Origin of the sequence: Pseudonocardia aurantiaca, from assembly GCF_039526725.1 — a bacterium.
Lineage (GTDB): Bacteria > Actinomycetota > Actinomycetes > Mycobacteriales > Pseudonocardiaceae > Pseudonocardia > Pseudonocardia aurantiaca.
Genome location: NZ_BAAAJG010000008.1, coordinates 916,829 through 933,685 on the forward strand (window position 1 = coordinate 916,829; position 16,857 = coordinate 933,685).

General features: G+C 72.7%; 22 protein-coding genes. 9 read left to right on the forward strand and 13 right to left on the reverse strand.

Features of this window, described 5'->3' with window-relative positions; all coding sequences use genetic code 11:
* Positions 1-81 precede the first annotated feature (81 nt).
* A complete protein-coding gene (locus tag ABD143_RS14275; protein ID WP_343976956.1) occupies positions 82-924 on the forward strand; it encodes an alpha/beta fold hydrolase in 843 nt (280 codons plus the stop codon).
* A gap of 196 nt (positions 925-1,120) precedes the next feature.
* Here ABD143_RS14275 and ABD143_RS14280 read toward each other — a convergent pair whose 3' ends face one another.
* Entirely contained in the window at positions 1,121-1,624 is a 504-nt protein-coding gene (locus ABD143_RS14280) for a winged helix-turn-helix transcriptional regulator (protein ID WP_343976959.1), read from the reverse strand.
* A gap of 76 nt (positions 1,625-1,700) precedes the next feature.
* On the opposite strand from ABD143_RS14280, the gene ABD143_RS14285 reads away from it, so the two are divergent.
* The gene (locus ABD143_RS14285) at positions 1,701-2,459 is read left to right on the forward strand and encodes a class I SAM-dependent methyltransferase (protein WP_343976962.1); all 759 of its coding nucleotides are present in this window, start codon (positions 1,701-1,703) and stop codon (positions 2,457-2,459) included.
* Here ABD143_RS14285 and ABD143_RS14290 read toward each other — a convergent pair.
* The gene (locus ABD143_RS14290; protein WP_343976965.1) at positions 2,429-2,623 is read right to left on the reverse strand and encodes a hypothetical protein; all 195 of its coding nucleotides are present in this window, start codon (positions 2,621-2,623) and stop codon (positions 2,429-2,431) included. The genes ABD143_RS14285 and ABD143_RS14290 overlap by 31 nt on opposite strands.
* A gap of 178 nt (positions 2,624-2,801) precedes the next feature.
* Positions 2,802-3,218, reverse strand: a complete 417-nt coding sequence (locus ABD143_RS14295) for a hypothetical protein (RefSeq protein WP_343976968.1) — start codon at positions 3,216-3,218, stop codon at positions 2,802-2,804.
* Between the two features lie 87 nt (positions 3,219-3,305).
* Here ABD143_RS14295 and bla point away from each other — a divergent pair, with 87 nt between their 5' ends.
* Complete coding sequence (gene bla / locus ABD143_RS14300; RefSeq protein ID WP_343976971.1) at positions 3,306-4,217, forward strand: class A beta-lactamase; 912 nt, start codon at positions 3,306-3,308, stop codon at positions 4,215-4,217.
* Between the two features lie 75 nt (positions 4,218-4,292).
* Here the strand turns inward: bla and ABD143_RS14305 are convergent, their stop codons facing one another.
* From ABD143_RS14305 to ABD143_RS14340, 8 genes are all read right to left on the reverse strand, one after another.
* The gene (locus tag ABD143_RS14305) at positions 4,293-4,742 is read right to left on the reverse strand and encodes a DUF5709 domain-containing protein (protein ID WP_343976974.1); all 450 of its coding nucleotides are present in this window, start codon (positions 4,740-4,742) and stop codon (positions 4,293-4,295) included.
* A 253-nt stretch (positions 4,743-4,995) separates the two neighbouring features.
* Positions 4,996-5,187 carry a hypothetical protein gene (locus ABD143_RS14310; RefSeq protein ID WP_343976977.1) on the reverse strand — a complete coding sequence of 64 codons (192 nt, stop codon included), beginning with the start codon at positions 5,185-5,187 and terminating at the stop codon, positions 4,996-4,998.
* 163 nt (positions 5,188-5,350) lie between these two features.
* The gene (locus ABD143_RS14315) at positions 5,351-6,133 is read right to left on the reverse strand and encodes a creatininase family protein (RefSeq protein ID WP_343976980.1); all 783 of its coding nucleotides are present in this window, start codon (positions 6,131-6,133) and stop codon (positions 5,351-5,353) included.
* On the reverse strand, positions 6,133-7,476 hold the full coding sequence (locus ABD143_RS14320; RefSeq protein ID WP_343976983.1) for an FAD-binding oxidoreductase: 1,344 nt from the start codon (positions 7,474-7,476) through the stop codon (positions 6,133-6,135). The genes ABD143_RS14315 and ABD143_RS14320 overlap by 1 nt, the downstream gene beginning before the upstream one ends.
* 2 nt (positions 7,477-7,478) lie before the next feature.
* On the reverse strand, positions 7,479-8,651 hold the full coding sequence (locus tag ABD143_RS14325) for an ABC transporter substrate-binding protein (RefSeq protein ID WP_343976986.1): 1,173 nt from the start codon (positions 8,649-8,651) through the stop codon (positions 7,479-7,481).
* A 24-nt stretch (positions 8,652-8,675) separates the two neighbouring features.
* Entirely contained in the window at positions 8,676-9,545 is an 870-nt protein-coding gene (locus ABD143_RS14330; protein ID WP_343976989.1) for an ABC transporter permease, read from the reverse strand.
* Positions 9,542-10,309: an ABC transporter ATP-binding protein gene (locus ABD143_RS14335; RefSeq protein WP_343976992.1), complete on the reverse strand. Its 768-nt coding sequence runs from the start codon at positions 10,307-10,309 to the stop codon at positions 9,542-9,544. The genes ABD143_RS14330 and ABD143_RS14335 overlap by 4 nt, the downstream gene beginning before the upstream one ends.
* A gap of 7 nt (positions 10,310-10,316) precedes the next feature.
* A complete protein-coding gene (locus ABD143_RS14340; RefSeq protein WP_343976995.1) occupies positions 10,317-11,669 on the reverse strand; it encodes an amidohydrolase family protein in 1,353 nt (450 codons plus the stop codon).
* Positions 11,670-11,775: 106 nt separating this feature from the next.
* Here ABD143_RS14340 and ABD143_RS14345 point away from each other — a divergent pair, with 106 nt between their 5' ends.
* Together ABD143_RS14345 and ABD143_RS14350 are read left to right on the forward strand one after the other, a co-directional pair.
* Positions 11,776-12,348 (forward strand): helix-turn-helix domain-containing protein, encoded by a 573-nt coding sequence (locus ABD143_RS14345; protein ID WP_343977444.1) that lies wholly within the window; start codon positions 11,776-11,778, stop codon positions 12,346-12,348.
* A 4-nt stretch (positions 12,349-12,352) separates the two neighbouring features.
* Positions 12,353-12,976: a pyridoxine/pyridoxamine 5'-phosphate oxidase gene (locus tag ABD143_RS14350; protein WP_343976999.1), complete on the forward strand. Its 624-nt coding sequence runs from the start codon at positions 12,353-12,355 to the stop codon at positions 12,974-12,976.
* A gap of 180 nt (positions 12,977-13,156) precedes the next feature.
* Here ABD143_RS14350 and ABD143_RS14355 read toward each other — a convergent pair whose 3' ends face one another.
* Positions 13,157-13,360, reverse strand: a complete 204-nt coding sequence (locus ABD143_RS14355; protein ID WP_343977002.1) for a hypothetical protein — start codon at positions 13,358-13,360, stop codon at positions 13,157-13,159.
* 314 nt (positions 13,361-13,674) lie between these two features.
* Here ABD143_RS14355 and ABD143_RS14360 point away from each other — a divergent pair, with 314 nt between their 5' ends.
* Both ABD143_RS14360 and ABD143_RS14365 read left to right on the forward strand, forming a co-directional pair.
* The gene (locus tag ABD143_RS14360) at positions 13,675-13,878 is read left to right on the forward strand and encodes a MerR family DNA-binding transcriptional regulator (RefSeq protein WP_343977005.1); all 204 of its coding nucleotides are present in this window, start codon (positions 13,675-13,677) and stop codon (positions 13,876-13,878) included.
* 51 nt (positions 13,879-13,929) lie between these two features.
* Positions 13,930-14,133: a MerR family DNA-binding transcriptional regulator gene (locus tag ABD143_RS14365; protein ID WP_343977008.1), complete on the forward strand. Its 204-nt coding sequence runs from the start codon at positions 13,930-13,932 to the stop codon at positions 14,131-14,133.
* 13 nt (positions 14,134-14,146) lie between these two features.
* Here the strand turns inward: ABD143_RS14365 and ABD143_RS14370 are convergent, their stop codons facing one another.
* Positions 14,147-15,430, reverse strand: coding sequence for an HNH endonuclease signature motif containing protein (locus tag ABD143_RS14370; RefSeq protein WP_343977011.1), 1,284 nt, complete (start codon positions 15,428-15,430; stop codon positions 14,147-14,149).
* 125 nt (positions 15,431-15,555) lie between these two features.
* Here ABD143_RS14370 and ABD143_RS14375 point away from each other — a divergent pair, with 125 nt between their 5' ends.
* Together ABD143_RS14375 and ABD143_RS14380 are read left to right on the forward strand one after the other, a co-directional pair.
* Positions 15,556-16,389, forward strand: a complete 834-nt coding sequence (locus tag ABD143_RS14375) for a nitroreductase/quinone reductase family protein (RefSeq protein WP_343977014.1) — start codon at positions 15,556-15,558, stop codon at positions 16,387-16,389.
* A 54-nt stretch (positions 16,390-16,443) separates the two neighbouring features.
* Positions 16,444-16,857 carry a MarR family winged helix-turn-helix transcriptional regulator gene (locus ABD143_RS14380; RefSeq protein ID WP_343977448.1) on the forward strand — a complete coding sequence of 138 codons (414 nt, stop codon included), beginning with the start codon at positions 16,444-16,446 and terminating at the stop codon, positions 16,855-16,857.

Below are 16,857 nucleotides of genomic sequence, written 5' to 3' on the forward strand. Positions count from 1 at the left end.
GGCGACCGGCGGCCTCGAGCATTGGCCTGAGCGATGAGTTCCGCGCCGCGGACCCGTCTCACGTACATGGCGGAACGAATCGTGACGACCGACGGCGTCCAACTGTGCCTGGAGACGTTCGGCGACCGGGAGCACCCCGCGCTGCTGCTGGTCAGCGGAATGTCCGCGTCGATGGACTGGTGGGACGTCGACCTGTGCGAGCGGCTCGCCGCCCCGGGCAGGTACGTGATCAGGTATGACCACCGCGACACGGGCCGGTCAGAGACCTCGCCGGTGGGCGAGCCGTCCTACACCGGCGACGACCTGGCGACCGACGCGCTGCGCGTGCTCGACTCGCTCGGGGTCGCCCGCGCGCACCTGGCCGGCATCTCCATGGGCGGCGGGATCGCCCAACTGCTCGCGGCGCGGCATCCTGATCGGCTGCTCTCGATCACGTTGATCTCGACCACCGCGGCGGGCACCCGCACTGGCACATCGAAGCTGCCCCCGCCGGAGCCGCGGGTCGCCGCGACGTTCGAGGCGCCCGCTCCCGAGCCCGCGTGGGGCGACCGCGCCGCCGTCGTCGAGTACCTCGTCGATGCCGAGCGCCTCTACGCAGGTGCGCTCGGGTTCGACGAGGACCGGATGCGCGCGGTCGCCCGTGCCGTGGCCGGCCGCAGCCGCGACGTCGCCGCGGCGGCCAACCACGGGGCGGCCGGGAACTCGGCGTTCGAGTTCGCGCTCGCCGACATCCGCGTCCCGGCGCTGGTGTTGCACGGCACCGAGGACCCGCTCTTCCCGTTCGCGCACGGCGAGGCGCTCGCGGCGGAGATCCCCGGGGCGAAGCTGGTGAAGCTCGACGGGATGGGGCACCAGATCCCGCCGCCGGAGCTGTGGGACGTCGTCGTGCCGGCGATCATGCAGCACACGGCCGGCGCGGACTAGGGCGTGTCCGGTGGATCTTGTTCGATGAGAGCCGTGATGCAGGTGGTTCCTGGCGGCGCCGCCGGATCGCCCTCATACCGGGCGTATCCGGGCGATCCGGCGGTGTCGACAGGGGCCGCCTGGGCGCGGCTATCGCGGACGAAGATCCGCCGGACACGCCCTAGCGGCGTCCACCCGTTCCCGGCCGGGTTTCGGCTCAACGCCCCCGCGCGACCAGGAGCGGCGCCAGCACCCGGGTGCCAGGCCCCGCCCGGCCGCCCGGGCCGGGGATCTGGGTCGTGTTCTCCACGGTCAGCGGCTCGCGGCAATGCGCGCACACCGTCACGGGCGCGGTGTCCCGGCCGCAGTCGTGGTGGTGCACGAGCGCGGGTGGACCGGACTCACCGGCGCACCACCGGTCGCCCCAGTCCATGAGGGCCAGTAGCACGGGGTAGAGCTCCGCACCCTTCTCCGTGGCGCGGTAGTGCTCGCGGGGCGGCCGGTCCTGGTACCGCTCGCGGGTGAGCACCCCCTCCGCCACGAGGCGGGCGAGCCGGGCGGCCAGCACCTTGCGGGAGATCCCGAGGTCTTCGGCGATGTCGTCGAACCGCGTCACGCCGAGCAGGACGTCGCGCATGATCAGCGCGGTCCAGGCGTCGCCGAAGAGATCCGTCGCGCGGGCGATCGAGCAGGCGACGCCCGTGAGCGGGGTCCTTGTCACGGAAGCAGCATAATCGGGTTCCCTCAGGGAACCAATCACGCTAGGTTCCTTGAAGGAACCTGACCGAGGAGTGGCCGTGACCGCGCGCATCCAGCTCGACTCGCCCGACGCGATCGACGGCCGGCACATCCGCGCCGTCACGTTCCAACGAATCCGGCTGGAGTACGTGCGCCGGACGCTGGAGAGGAGCGGCCGCTCCGCCGCCGGTGCACAGGCACTGGTGGTCGGCAGCGTCCGCGGCGACCTCGCTTGCGGGCTGGCCGACCTCGGCATGGACGTCACCGCGCTCGACCCGTCGCCCGCGGCCACGGAGCTGGCCAGGAACCGCAACGGCGGGGCGTCCGTCGAGTACGGGACGGCCGCCGCGGAGAGCCTGGACGAGCTCCCGGCCGCGGCCTTCGACCTCGCTTACTACGCCGACACCTTCGAGATCACCGCCGACCTCGACGCCGTACTCGCCCACGCGGCCCGGGTGCTGCGCCCCGGCGGCGTACTCGTCTACGACACCGTGGCCCGCACGCCGGTCTCCCGGCTCATCTACCTCGGCGCCTTCCAGGCGTTCCCGGCCACGCGGATCATGCCGCCTGGCCGTTACCGCGCCGAGCGCCTTCGCCCGCCCGCGGAGGTCGCGGCCGCCCTCTCCCGGGCCGGGCTGCGCAGCGAGGACGTCACCGGGTTCAAGCCCCGCAGCATCGGCGCCCTCGTCGGCGCCGTGCTCGCCCGCCGCGGCGGCCGGATCGGCGACGACGACCTCCCCTCGGCCGTGGAGTTCGTGCTCGACCCGGGCCACCGGCCGGTCGTCACTTATCTCGGCTCGGCCCGCAAGCCGGAGTAGCCCCGCGCCAGGAGGTACTCGGCGAAGGTGGTGGGCCCGTCCGCCTGCTCCGGCGCCAGGTTCCCGCCGTCGCGGTAGCCGCGGGCGGCCGCCCTGGGCAGCGGCACCGGCAACACCGCCCGGCGCAGGCCGTAGGTCGTGGCGCAATGCACGACGACCTCCACACCCGCGACGGCGGCGTCCGCACCCCCGCGGGCGCGCAGGTCGGCCTGCGCGTACTCGACCCCGGGCCGCGGCGGCCCGGGGCGCCTGCCACCACACGCACCGGGCGGCCGCTGCCCACGAGCCGGTCGACGAGCGCCGGGCCGAGCCCGCCCGTGCCGCCCGTCACAAGCACAGGTGTCACGACCTCTCCGCCGCGATCCGCCGCAGCGCGCGGACGCGCACGACGAGCCCCGCGAGCGCGATGAGCGCAACCAGGCCGATCGCCCACGGGTCGGTCGGACGGCCGCCCAGGCCACTGTCCACGACGTGGTTCACCGCGTGCAGCGCGTTCGTGAACACCGCGCCCGCCAGCACGACGGCGAGCACGTCCCGCCACCACAGCGCACCCACCAGCGTGATCCCGATTCCCATCTGGAACGCGCCTGCGTCGTGCAGGAAGTGCTCGTGCTCCGGCCAGTTCGTGGCGGCCGCGAACGACGCGGGGTCCAGCCAGCACCACGCCCCCGTCACCAGCATCACCAGCGCCACCACGAGGACGGCAGCCACCACCCCACCCTGCCGCCGCCCCGGTGCCCGCACGTTCTCCCCGATCATCGATGCTCCTCATCGTCGCCTACCCCTCGGACGGGGCAGCCGCGGCCGGCGTGACAGCAAGGGACGCACATGCGGGGGGACGACACGATGCGAGCGAGCCGACGAGCGATGCTGGGAGCGGCGCTACTCCTGCCACTGGCCGCCTGCGGCCGGCAGGCGCCGGCCACTCCCCCGCCGACCACGGCGCCCGCGGTCCCCGAGGACGCCGCCACGGACCGGTTCGCCGCGCTGGAACAGCAGTTCGACACCCGCATCGGCGTCCACGCCCTCGATACCGGCACCGGCCGCGCGCTCGCGCACCGCGCCGACGACCGCTTCGCGATGTGCTCGACGTTCAAGACGCTCGCCGCCGGCGCCGTGCTCGACACGAACCCGCTCGAGCACCTCGACGTCCGCGTCCGGTACGGCCAGGCGGACCTGGTCGAGAACTCGCCGATCACGGAGCAGCACGTCGGCACCGGTCTGACGATCCGCGAGCTGTGCGACGCCGCCATCCGCTACAGCGACAACACGGCAGGCAACCTGCTGCTGGACGACCTCGGCGGCCCGCAGGCGGTCACGCGGCTCGCCAGGTCGCTCGGCGACGACGTGACCCGGCTCGACCGGCGGGAGACCGAGCTGAACAGTGCCGTGCCGGGCGATGAGCGTGACACCACGAGCCCGCGCGCCATCGCAGGCCTCTACCGCGAGCTCGTCCTCGGCGAGCGGCTCACCCCGCAGGCCAGGGACGTGCTCACCGGCTGGCTCCTCGCCAACACCACCGGCGCCGCCCGCATCCGCGCCGGCCTCCCACCGGACTGGCGGGTCGGGGACAAGACCGGCTCGGGCTCCTACGGCACCGCCAACGACGTCGCCGTCGCCTGGCCGCCCGGTGCCGCCCCGGTGGTCATCGCCGTACTCACCACCCGTCCCACCGCAGGGCCCGACGCGCCCTACCCCAACGCCGCCATCGCGCAGGCGGCGGCCGTGGTGGTCGAGGAGCTGACCAGGCCGCGTTAGTGGAACCACAGTCCGCCCCAGCATCTTTCGCTCACCGAATGTGCTGGAGCCGGCCGGTGCCGCCGGCGCGGCGGCTCAGTCGTCCTCGAGCGGCGACTCCTCCGCCACCAGGTGCACAGCCGCCTCCTCGGCCGAGGAGGCCGCCCCGTCGATCCCGACGTCGGTCGCGTAGAGCTCGCCGTCAGTGTCGAACGTGCCGCCCTGGTCACTCGCCACGAGCCGGCCGGCGCGCACGTCGCCCACCTCGTCGTCGAACAGCTCGCCATCGGTGTCGGAGGAGTCGCCGAGGCCGTCGTAGTCGCCGTCGTAGTCGCCGTCCTCACGCTGCTCGCGGGCGAGCCGGGCGTCGAGGGGCTCGCCCGCGGCCTCCTCGTCCGCTGTGGTGCCCCAGTCGTCCACGGCCAGCGGCCGCTCCCGCGGGGAGTAGCCCTCGTCGAGGACGTCGCCCACCCCGCGGTCGTCGAGGCTGTCCTCGGGCTCCAGCAGCCCGGAGTCGTCCTCGTCGATTCTGTTCTCCGGATCCATGCAGTCAGCCTCGCACGCGCCGCGGCGCCGCGCCCGAACCGCTCCTGCGGGCGGTTTTCCAGCGCAGATGGGTGTCGGCGCCACGTTCAGGACCGACCGGGTGGGACGCTCCCCGGCATGGCCGGTCTGTTGAACGAGCTGCGCCTGATCGTCGCGTGGTATCGGTCGCTGCCCCACGGGCGCGCTCGGGCCCGCCATCTGAAGCTCCGGGGGGAACGGGGCTGAACTCCCTGAGCACTCCCTCAGCACTCCCTCAGCCCAGCGCCGCCGTCGCGGCCCCAGCAGACGGCTCGTCGCCGGTCGGATTGAGAACCGTGGCGCTGGGGACGTCGACCGCGTCGAGATGCGGCGGAGCGGACCTGCCGGCCAGTACTGCGTCCTCCAGCCGCTGCAGCAGCACTGCGAGCAGCAGCAGCGCGGGCGGGACGAGGAGTGCGATCCACACGTTCGTCGGCTACCCGACCCGCCGGGCGCAGCACACGGAATCCTGGATACGCCGCCCGGTTGGGCGAACCGGCGGTCCGGGGCGTCGCGGCCCGTTCACGGAGCGTCGGTGAACGCGGGACGGAGCCCGGCAGCGCGTTGACGACCGTGAACGCCATGCGCCCCTACTTCGGTGTCACGAAGCGGGACGCCTCGACGATCACCTCGGCCAGCCGCCCCACGGCGGCGTCGAAGATCGCCTTGCCGTGCTCGGCGGTCGCGCCGGTGGGGTCACCGATGTAGCCGTCCGGCCCGAAGTCGTCGCTCGTCCAGCCGAACGAGACGGGCTTGCCGAACCCGATGTGCTCGTAGTTCAGCAGCCCCTCCGGCACCCGGCGCTGCGCGTGCTCCATGTGCACCAGGTCGGGTCGCAGGTGCAGCATCAACGACGTCTCGCCGTGCCCGCCGTGCACACCCATCCCGAGCTCGGCGGCGGCCGACGTCCGTCCGCCCTGGTCGGCGGGGACAGAGAGGTGAGCGAAGAACGTCCGCAGCCCGAACCGGATCCTGATCTCCCGGCACGCCACCTGCCCGAGCGCGGAGTTGCCGCCGTGCCCGTTGACGAACAGCAGCCGCGTGATCCCCGAGGTCTGCAGCGACCGGCCGATGTCGACGAGCGTGCGCATGAGGGTGTCCCAGGAGAGCCAGATCGTCCCCGGCGACCAGTGGTGCTCGTCGGACTTCGTGTAGGCCAGGCCCGGGAGCAGCACCACCGACGCCGTGCCGGCGTGCGCCACCGCCCGCACCGCGGCCTCGGCCGCATCGCTCGCCGTGACGAAGTCGGTGGAGACCGGAAGGTGCGGGCCGTGCTGCTCGATCGCCCCGAGCGGGAGCACGGCCAGGGTGTCGGCTGGCAGCGCCGCGACCTGCGGCGCGGTGAGATCGATGAACCGCGGCACCGTCGTCATCAGCGCACCCCGATGTTGACGCGGGTGTCGACCGGCGGGGCGGCCGTCAGCTTGCCCGGGTTGAGCAGGCCTTTCGGGTCGGTCAGCCGCGCGGTCTCGATGGCCAGCCCCACGTTGCGGTCGACGTACCACTGGTGTGGCGAGTGGATCCCGACGCCGAGCGCCTCCAGCCGTGGGATGCCGGCGAGCATGGCCGCCTCGCCCTGGTACCCGGCAACGATCATCGCGCCCGGCCCGTGTCGGAACAGCTCCAGGTGGATGTGCACCGGGCCGTCGTACACGTCGCGAACGGCATCGGGTGCGTCCCACAGCGGTGTCCCCCCGGACTCCATGTGGAACCAGGAGCGGTGCGGGTTGCCGCGCTGGAGGAACCAGACGGGGTGGTTGTAGGACATGCCCGAGAGCCGGTCGGTCTCGGTGTAGTCGGCCAGCGTGGCGACATGCTCGCCACCGGAAGCCATCCGCGCCGCGACCTCGTCGGCCGTCGACGCCTCGGCGATCACCCGGAGGCTGTGCCGCTCCGGGTCCAGCGCGACCGGCGCGGGCAGCGTCGGGACCAGCGCCGGCTCGTCGGCCGACGCCAGCCGGGGCAGCTGCGGCAGGTCGAGCAGCGAGCGGTGCACAGCGACCACGTCCGCGTAGGACGTGAAAGCGCCGTAGACGGCCACCCACTCGCGCGCGGGGTCGGTGCGGAACTCGACGTCGACGAGGATGCCCGTCACCCCGTAGGTGTGGACGTAGGGCGTCAGCTCGTCGCCGGTGACGCGCCGCATGGTGCCGCTGCCGTCCATCGGCGCGACGAGGGCGGAGACGACGTAGCCGTCGCTCGTGGTGCCCCGCTCGATCGACCCCGTCCCCGCGCTGCCGCCGCCGACGAACCCGCCGATCGTCGAGCTCTTGGTGGACGGGTAGATCCAGATGTCACGGCCCGCCGCGCGGGCGACCCGGTCGATCGCGGTGATCCGGGCGCCCGCGCCCGCGGTGATCGTGCCGCCGTCGTTCACCGTGACCGAGTCGAGCCCGCGCAGGTCGAGCAGGATCCCGCCGTCGAACGGGGTGGCCTGCCCGTAGTTGCCGGTGCCCGCCCCGCGGGGCGTGACGGGGACGTCGTGGTCGAACGCCACCTGTAGCAGCGCCGGGACCTGCCCGGGCTCCGTCGGCCGCACTACCGCGTCGGCGAGGTAGCGCCCTGGCGGCACCTTCTCCTGCAGCACCGGCGACATCCGTGACCAGTCCGATGAGACCTTCATGATCAGCGCGGGGTCGGTGGACACCGTCCCCGCGCCGATGCGGGTGATCTCGGCCGCGGCGCGGGCCGTCCGTTCGGCGATCGTCGTCCTCACCGTCAGCCCATCTTGATGTCGGGGTCGATGAACTCGTTGGTGTAGAGGCTCGCCGGGTCCGGGACCGCGGTGATCGTGCCCTGGGACTGCAGGATCGGCCCGAACGTCGAGACGATCTGCTGCATCCGCGCCGGGTCGAACTGCCCGAACACACCCGAGGCGGGGTCGTTCTTCACGAAGCCTTCCGACACCTGGGCCTGCGCCGAGAAGTTCGCGACGCCCTCGGAGTAGGTCCACCCGGTCTGGTAGGCGTCCACCAGCTGGACGATCAGGCGGTTGGTCGGGCCGGGTTCGGCGAGGTAGTCGATCTGCGCCTGCTGCATGATCGGTACCAGCTTCTCCAGGCACGGCCGCAGCTGCTCCAGCTTGTCGGCGCGCACGGCGAGCGGCTCGGGGTAGATCGAGTAGCCGTAGTTCGCCAGCGGTTCGGAGCCCACTGGGCGGCTCCACTCCGCGATCTCGTTCTGGTAGACGTACGGCTCGGCCGTGGCGAAGCCCTGCTGCATGATCGCCGGGTCGGACACGAACCGCGCGGGCGTGCCCTCGTAGCTGGTGTCGGACTGAGCCTTCTTGATGATGCCCTGGCTCTCCAGCAGCGCCGGGATGACGTCGCCGGCGGTCACCACGGGCGAACCGCTCGCGGCGACCTGCCGGATGGTCGTCATGCCGGGGTGGCTCGCGGGGTCCCACATGAGGATCTGCGGGCTCACCGTCATCTGGGAGGCGACCGCCACGGTCGGCTGGTCGGCCGACGCGACGATGGCCGCGTCCGTGTTGACCGCGCCCAGCGTGATCGAGTCGTCCAGGTACATGAGGGCGGGCACCGGCTGGAAACCGACGTTCGGGCCGCCGGGGCGCACCTCCACCTTCACGCCGGTGTCGACGCCCTGGGCCACGAGCGAACCGGTCACCGACTTCGCACCGGCGTCCACCGTGTAGTCCGAGCCGACCAGCGAGTACATGGCGCCGTGCTCGGCCTCGGGCTGCCAGTCCTGCTGCAGGACGACGGTCTCGGGGCACACGCCGCTCAGGTCGAGCGGGCCGCCGGCCGGAGCGGCGGGGGCGGCGGGCGCGGCCGCGGCATCGGAGGCGTCCTGTGCTGCGCCGCCGCACGCGGACAGGACGAGCGCCGCGGCGACGGCCGTCGCGACGAGTGGGCCGGATCTGCGGATCATGGGGAGCTCCTGGGGTGCACGGGGTCAGCGGGAGGTGCGGCCGAACCAGCGGCCGACGACGGCTCGGTCGAGCACGGCGAACACGGTGAAGACGGCGACGCCGAACAGCGCGGTGAGCGTCACGGCGGTGAGCAGCGCCTCCATCTGGAGCCGCTGGGTGTAGACCCGCAGCAGGCCGCCGATGCCGGGAGCGCCCTGCTGGAAGAAGTAGTCACCGACGATCGCGCCGATCACCGAGAGGCCTGCCGCGTTGCGCAGCCCGGTGAAGATCGCCGGCACCGCTGCCGGGAACTGCAGCTTCACCAGCCGCTGCCATCTCGTGGCTCTGTTCAGGGTGAAGAGGTCGTGTGCTGCGGCGCTCGCCGACTGGAGCCCGAACAACGTGTTGGCGATCATCGGGAACAGCGCGATGATCACGCAGACGGCGACGCGGGCCGGGAAGGCGTACCCGAGCCAGATCCCGATCAGCGGCACCAGCGCGAGGATCGGGATCGTCTGCAGGATCACGGCGTACGGGTAGAAGATCTTCTCCGCCCACGACCACTGCGACATCACCACGGCGTAGGAGATGCCGAGCACCACCGCGATCGCGAGCCCGACGAGGGCGACCGCGAAGCTGCGGCTGAGCGCGTCCAGCATCGGGCCCATCAGCTGGGGGTTGGAGAGCGCCCCGCCGTACACCTCGTGCGGCGGCGGCAGCAGGAACCGCTGGCGAGCCGGCAGCACCAGGTACGACACCCCGTACCAGACCACCGCGATGCCGACGAGCGCCCCGACGATCGGCGCGGAGCGCCACAGGGCCGTCCGGATCGGGGATGGACGTTCAGCCGGGCTCGCGGCAGGCTCCGGGGTGTCGGTCACCGGGAGCGTCTCGACGTCCACTGCTCGGCTCATGAGTGCTCCCCGAGCGCCGCGGAGACGCGTCCGGTGATCGCGGCGAACTCCGGTGCGTATCGCAGCTCAGGTGGCCGCGGGTACTCCCACGGGATCGGGATCTCGGCGACGATCCGGCCCGGTCGCCCGCTCATCACCAGCACCCGCGTGGACAGGTACACCGCCTCCGACACCGAGTGGGTGATGAACAGGCCCGCGAACTGCTTCAGCCGGAAGAGCTTCTGCAGCTCCGTCTGCATCTGCAGCCGGGTGATCTCGTCGAGCGCGCCGAACGGCTCGTCGAACAGGGCGAGATCGGGCTCGGCCACGAGCGCCCTGGCCAGCGACACCCGCATCCGCATGCCGCCCGAGAGCTCGCGCGGGTGCTGCTGCTCGAACCCGGTGAGCCCGACCAGGTCGAGTGTGTCCTTCGCCCGCGCGCGCCGCTCCTCGCGGGGCACGCCTCGCAGCTCGCCCACCAGCTCGACGTTGCGCAGGGCGCTGCGCCACTCCAGGAGCGTGGCGTCCTGGAAGACGTAGCTGGTCGCGGCCGCGGACACCTCGATGGCACCACCCGTGACCTCCTCCAGCCCGGATGCGAGCCGCAGGAGTGTCGACTTGCCGCAGCCGGACGGACCGACGACCGAGACGAAGTCGCCCGCCCCGACCGTCAGGCTCACGTCCGTGAGCGCGACCGTGCCGGTGGGGAAGCGCTTGGTCACCCGGTCCATGGCCAGGGTGCGGGTCCGGGGGCCCGCGGTCTGGGTGCTCGTCAGGGTGCTCACCTCGTTCTCACGTGAGTCGGTCTCCCGCCAGGGAGCTGAAAGCCGGGGAGCTGGGCGTTGGGGAATTGGGCGCCGGGAGCAGCGGTGGTGCGTCGGCCGGCAGGTCGATCAGGTGCGCCACCCGCGTGTCGGCGAGCACCCGGCCGCCCGAGACGACGATCCGCGCGTCCTCCGCGCCCGCGAGCACGTCACCGAGGTCACCGTCGGGCACGAGCACGAGGTCGGCGGCGTCGCCGGGCACCGTGCCTGCCGGCGAGATGCCGAGCACCGCGCGGGCCCCGGTCGTGACGGCAGCCAGGGCCTCCAGCGGCCGCAGGTGCCCGGCCGTCATGAGCAGCGACGTCGTCTCGAACGGGTCGGCGCGCCCCGCGGGGTTGAACGGATCGCGCAGGTTGTCCGCGCCTGCGGCGAGCGGGATCCCGTGGTCGAGGATCCGGCGCACCGCCGTCAGCCCGCGCGGCGCGGAATGCGTGTCGCCGCGGCCCTGCAGGTAGAGGTTCGTGATCGGGAGCGTCACGATCCCGAGCCCGGCCCTGGCCACCAGCTCCAGCACCGGCTCCAGCCGCTCGGGTGGGAGCGAGCCGAGCCGCACGCTGTGGCTCGCGGTGACCCGCTGCGGGAGCCCGCGGGCGATCACCTGCTCGGCGATCTCCACGATGTCCAGCGAGCCGTCCGGCAGCGACACGTCGGTCTGCTCGTCGGCGTGCAGGTCCACGGGAAGCCCGTGCCGCTCGGCGACGTCGAGCATGCGGGTGACCTCGCGGCGCGGGTCGGGCGCCAGGTGCGGGCACCCGCCGATCACGTCGACGCCGCGGGCGACGGCCTCGGCCACCGCGGAGTCCGGCGCCTCGCTGCCCGCGAGCACGCAGACCTGCAATGTCACGCGGCCGCGCAGTTGCTCGCGCAGGGCGACCAGCGCGTCGACCCCGCGCATCGGGTCGCCGGTGAGCGGGACGTCCACGTGCGTGCGGATGGTGGTGATGCCGCGCGCCACGTAACGGCGGACGGCCGCGAGCGCCCGAACCGCGATGTCGGCCGCGTCGATCGTGGGGAGGATGGCGCGCCACTGCTCGATCGCGGCCACGAGGTCGTTGCCGGCGCCGGGGTCGGTGCGGGGCGCGGTGAGCGCCTTGTCGAGGTGAGCGTGTGGCTCGCTCGCGGCGGGGAGCACCCTCCAACCGGAGCCGTCGAGGTCGGCGCCGGGCCCCTCGTGCCCGGCCGGCACGATCCGGCCGTCGGCGACGTGCAGGTCGGCCACGGTGCCGTCGAGCAGCCGCACCCGGCGCACCGAGCGCAGCACGGAACCCGTGAGATGCGGGGGCGCATCCGGGGACCCGATCGTGAGCTGACCTATTGCCACGGCTCCTACCTGCACGTTATTGATGTGAGCAACATCGACGAACGCTAGGGACCGCATGTTTCCGCCGTGTGAACGATCATTCCCGGACGTGTGAACCGTGCCGATCATGGACGGGCGGGCCGGACGTGGGCAGAACCCGGAGCGGGCCGCAGACGCACGTCTCGGCCGCGCCATCCGGGCCGTTCGGCGCGAGCGCGGCCTGACGCTGGCGCAGGTGGCCGGGGCCGCGGAGCTCTCGCAGCCGTTCCTCTCACAGCTCGAGCTCGGTCGCACACGCCCGTCGATGCGCTCGCTCTTCCGGATCGCCGGGGCGCTCGGCACCACCCAGCAGGCCCTCCTCGCGGCCGCGAACGACGAGGGCGTGGATCTCGCGGTCGCCGCCGACACCGGCCACGCCCGGCTCCTGATGCACGATCCCGACCGCGCTGACGTCACCGAGTTCGTGGGTGCGCCGGGCGAGTTCCACGACTTCTTCCGCCACGACCGCCACGAGCTGCTCTACGTGGTGCGCGGGGCGATCGAGGTCGAGGTCCGCGAGCAGGGGATCAGCACGCTCACCACTCTCGAGGCCCGCGGGACGATCAACTACCCGGGCGCCGTGGAACACCGGTTCCGGCAGGTCGGACCGGTGACGTGCGTGGTTCTCCTCGTCCACTCCGGGGCTTCTGATGCGGGATGAGCCGATGCGGGACGAACTGATGCGGGACGAACTGCGCGGCAACCCGCTCGACATCGTCGGGCGGTGGGTCGCCGAGGCGCAGACGGCGGACCTGCCCCTGCCGAGCACGATGACCCTCGCCACCGCCGACGCGGACGGGGTGCCGCACGCGCGGACCGTGCTGGTCACGGCGGTGGATGCGGAATCGTTGCGCTTCCAATCCTCCACCCCCACGACGAAGACCCGCGACCTCGCGGCCAACGCGCGGGTCTCGGCGGTCTTTCATTGGCCGGCGCTCGGGCGGCAGGTGGTGCTGCAGGGCGAGGCCGCCGAGCTGGACCGCACCACGTCCCGCGCGGCCTACCCGACTCGGCCGCGCCAGCTCCAGCTCGTGGCCTGGGCGTACGAGGCCCTCGCTCCTGGGCTCACCGCCCCAGACTTCGAGGTGCCGTCAGGGGCCGTCGAGCGCGAGTTCGCCGCCGCCGACGACGACCCGCGTTCGGCGACGGCCCCGCCGAGCTGGACGACCGTCCGCCTGGTGCCGCACCGCGTCGACTTCTGGCAGGCCGGCACCACGACCACACCCCCGGCGAAGACCCGCTTCACCCGCGACGCCGACGGCTGGCGGAGCTTCCCGGTGCTCCCCTAACGACCGCAGGGCAGGTCCGGGCTCCGGAGGCCGGCACGGTGGACCGCTTCATGCTGCTCGGCGCCGTCCGTGACGATCAGCGCGCCGCACAGCGGGCACACCCGCGCACCGAGCAGACCCGCGTGGTCATCGGCCACAGGAGCCGGTGACGGCCGCGGGTCCGGCGGCTGGGCATCCGATTCATCGCCCGCCGCGCTGGGCGCGGATCTTCTGCGCCGTCTCCGCGAGCGCCCGCGGGGAGCAGGGCGCCACGACGACGATCCGCCCGCCAGGGGTGCTGCACGCGGGACAGACCCCGCCGGTGGCGGGGTGGTGCATGAGCAGGCTGCGGGTGAGCGATGGCCATTCGGCGAGTGCGCCCGCCAGGCTCTCGAACGGGGTCACCGGATGGGCGTGGTTCACCGGGGACCGCGCTTGCCGGCGATCGCGCAGGTGCTGCCGAGAGCAGCCACCTCGGTGAAGCTCACGAAGGCGCGCTGAGGTAGGGGGGTGAGAGGGTGTGCCACGGGTCCGCACTCCTAGTCAGTGTGGATCAAGGCCCCGGCCGGGTGTTACCGCACCTGGTCGGGGCCGTCTGCGTTGCAAGCAGGCTCAAACGCCACCAATGCTACAGATGCTACTTATGCTGTTGATCCTACGGTTGCTATCGATGCTGTTTAAGCGCCCGATGTGCCGCGCGCACGCTCTAACGTCGTTGCATGTCCGATGCCGAGGACCCGCTGATCCCGTCCGGGGAGGTGGCGCGCCGGTTGGGCGTGACGACACACGCGGTCGGCCGGTGGGTGGCGCGCGGGATGCTCACCCCGGCCGTGACCACACCGGGCGGGCGCTACCGGTTCCGATGGTCGGAGGTCACGGCCCAGCTACGTGAGCAGCGCGCGCGGGACGATGTGGACGAGTAGCAGGCACAGGCTGGCAGGCCGGCACGCATGGCACCTCTCTAACGTCGCCGTATGCCGGATGACGAGGAGCAACTGATCACCTCCGGTGAGGTGGCGCGTCGTCTGGGCGTGACGCCTCGCGCGGTCGGCCGGTGGGTGGCACGCGGGATGCTCACCCCGGCCGTGACCACACCGGGCGGGCGCTACCGGTTCCGATGGTCCGAGGTCACGGCCCAGCTCCGTGAGCAGCGCGCGCGGGACGACGTGGACGGGTAGCGACGCCCGATGTCTAGGCGACGGCGTGAGGTCGCGGTGCGGCGCGGGGTCTTCGCTGCGGGTCGATCCACGCGGGTGGGATGAACTCCGGGAGCCCGTCTCGGATGCGCACGATCCAGTCCGAGTGGTGCAGCAACCGGTGATGCACCCGGCACAACATCGCCAAGTTGTGCAGCGCCGTCGGCCCGCCCTCCTGCCACCCGACGACGTGGTGCACCTCGCACCACGACGGCGGCCGCCCGCAACCCGGGAACTCACACCCCCCGCCCCGCGCGACCACCGCCCGCCGCAGCCCGTCCGGGATCGTGCGGGTCAACCGGCCCACATCGAGTGGCTGGCCCTTCCCGCCCATCACGATCGGGACGACCGCGGCGTCGCAGGCGAGCATCCGCAAGGACTCCGGGGTGACGGTACCGCCGAAGTCGAGCACCGCGGCCCTGCAGCGGTTCTCCAGGTCCTCCAACCGCACCAGCACGTTGAGGTGCGGGCGGCCACCACCGGCGTGCGGCAGGTCGCCGTGGTCGAGGACGAACCCGCACACCTCGGCCAGGGCTTCGGCCTGCCGCTGCGCCGCACTCCGCTCGTCCTCACCGGTCAGCGGCTTGGCCTTCGCATCCACCACCGCCGCGACCGCATCGAACATCGCCGCGTCATCGAACCGGCCCTTGAGCGTCCCGCCCGGGCGGCCGCGGTGCCGGGTCAGGTGCAGCTCGTTGATCTGCGGGGGCGGCCGGTCATCCGGCTCGGCCCCGTCCTGATCCAGCGCCTCCACCAGCGCGGTGCCCCAGGCGTGCAGCTCCGAGGGCGTGTACTCACCGGCCTTCGCCGCGAGCTGCAACTCCGCCCCCGCCCACACCTGCGGCGCGAGCCGCTCGGCCGCCGCGGTGCCCAGCACCCGCGCGACCACCTCGACATGCCGCACGCTCGCCCGACCGGCCGCGAACTCGGCCGCCGTCGCGGGCAACCGCGCCGGCAGAGGTGTGCCGTCCAGACCGGTCCTCGAGCACACCTGATCGGCGGCCACGACCCGGCGGCGGGCCTCGAACCGCTCCCACCCCAGCAGATCCCCCAACGCCCCCGTCGCCGACTTGTAGCCGCGTTCGGCGAACGTGCCCCGCCGCTCCAAATCGGCCACCACACCCACGACCACCCGGTCCAACCGCCGGGCCACACCCTCGGAGACGGTCAGCACCGACAGCAGCTCACCGTCGCCTGCGCCCGGCCCCGCAGCCGCGACCAGCGCGTCCACCGCCTCGAGGAGGAGGCGGTGCGCGGCAGCAACCCGGTCGGTGGACACGACCTCGATTCTACTCGAACATATGTTCGAGCATGAGCCATTTACCGCAGGTCAGAGCCATTGAGCGCAGACGCGACCGGCCGTGTTATCTTTGGTTGCAAAGCAAATACAATCGGAGGTGCGGCATGGCGGGCAACGCGGACGTGATCGAGGAGTTCCGGGCGAACGGCGGGCAGGTCGGCGGGTGGCTCACCGGCGCCCCGCTGGTGCTGCTCACCACCGCGGGGCGGCGGACCGGCCGCCCGCACACCACCCCTGCCGTGTACCTGCGCGACGGCGACCGCTACCTCGTCTTCGCCTCTAACGCCGGTGGGCCGGAGCACCCGTCCTGGTACCGGAACATCCTGGCGAGTCCGCAGGTGACGATGGAGGTCGCCGGCGCGGACGGGACCGTTCGCATCCTGGCGACGCTGGCCGTGCCGCTGGAGGGCGCCGAGCGCGACAAGTACTGGGAGCAGCAGTGCGCCATCGACCCGGCCTTCCGCGCCTACGAGGAGCAGACCGGACGGGTCATCCCGGTCGTCGCGCTGATCCCGTTGGAGCTGAGCGCAACGGAGCGCAGGCGCGCGGTCGGCGAGCAGCTGCTGCGCCACCACGCCGACCTGCGCGCCCAGCTGGAGCGGGTCCGGGACGGGCTGGGAGGCACGGCGGATCTCGGGGAACAGCTGCGCACTCGCTGCCTGACGTACTGCTACGGGCTCCAGCTCCACCACACCCGCGAGGACGGGGCGTTCACCGCGCTCGAAGCGCAGTTCCCCGAGCTCGCTCCCGTCGTGGAGCGGCTGCGCGCCGAGCACCGCGTGGTCGAGCGCGGCCTCGCCGAACTGGAGGCGCTGTTGCAACCGGGACGGTCACGGGACGCGGCCGAGGTGCGCGCCGAGGTCGAGCGGGTGGTCACGGGGCTTGAGGAGCATTTCGCCTACGAGGAGGAGCACCTGCTTCCCGCTCTGCGGGGGTGACCTCCGGTAGCGTTCGGTGCCGTGGGGCTCAGCACGGACGAGGCGATCCGCGCCATGCTGCTGCTGATGCCGCGGGTGGCCGCGCGGATCAAGCAGATCCCCATCCCGGAGCAGCTCCAGTCGCTCTCACTCGCTCCGCGGCACCTCTCGCTGCTCGCCTACCTCCTGTTCGACGGGCCGATGCCGGTCAACCAGCTCGCCGCGCGGCTCGAGGTCGCCCCCACCACCGTGAGCCTGATGGTCTCCGACCTCACGCGCCAGGGCGTGCTGCAGCGCCACGACGACCCGGACGACCGCAGGCGCACGATCGTCGCCATCACCGACGACGCGGAGACCCGCGCGGCGATCGAGGGCTGGCTCGCGAACGGCGCCACAGCGTGGCGGGACGCGTTCGAACCGCTCTCGGGGGAGGAGCGGGCCACGTTCGTCCGCACGATCCGGACGTACGAAGAGTCCTCAGGCGCCTAG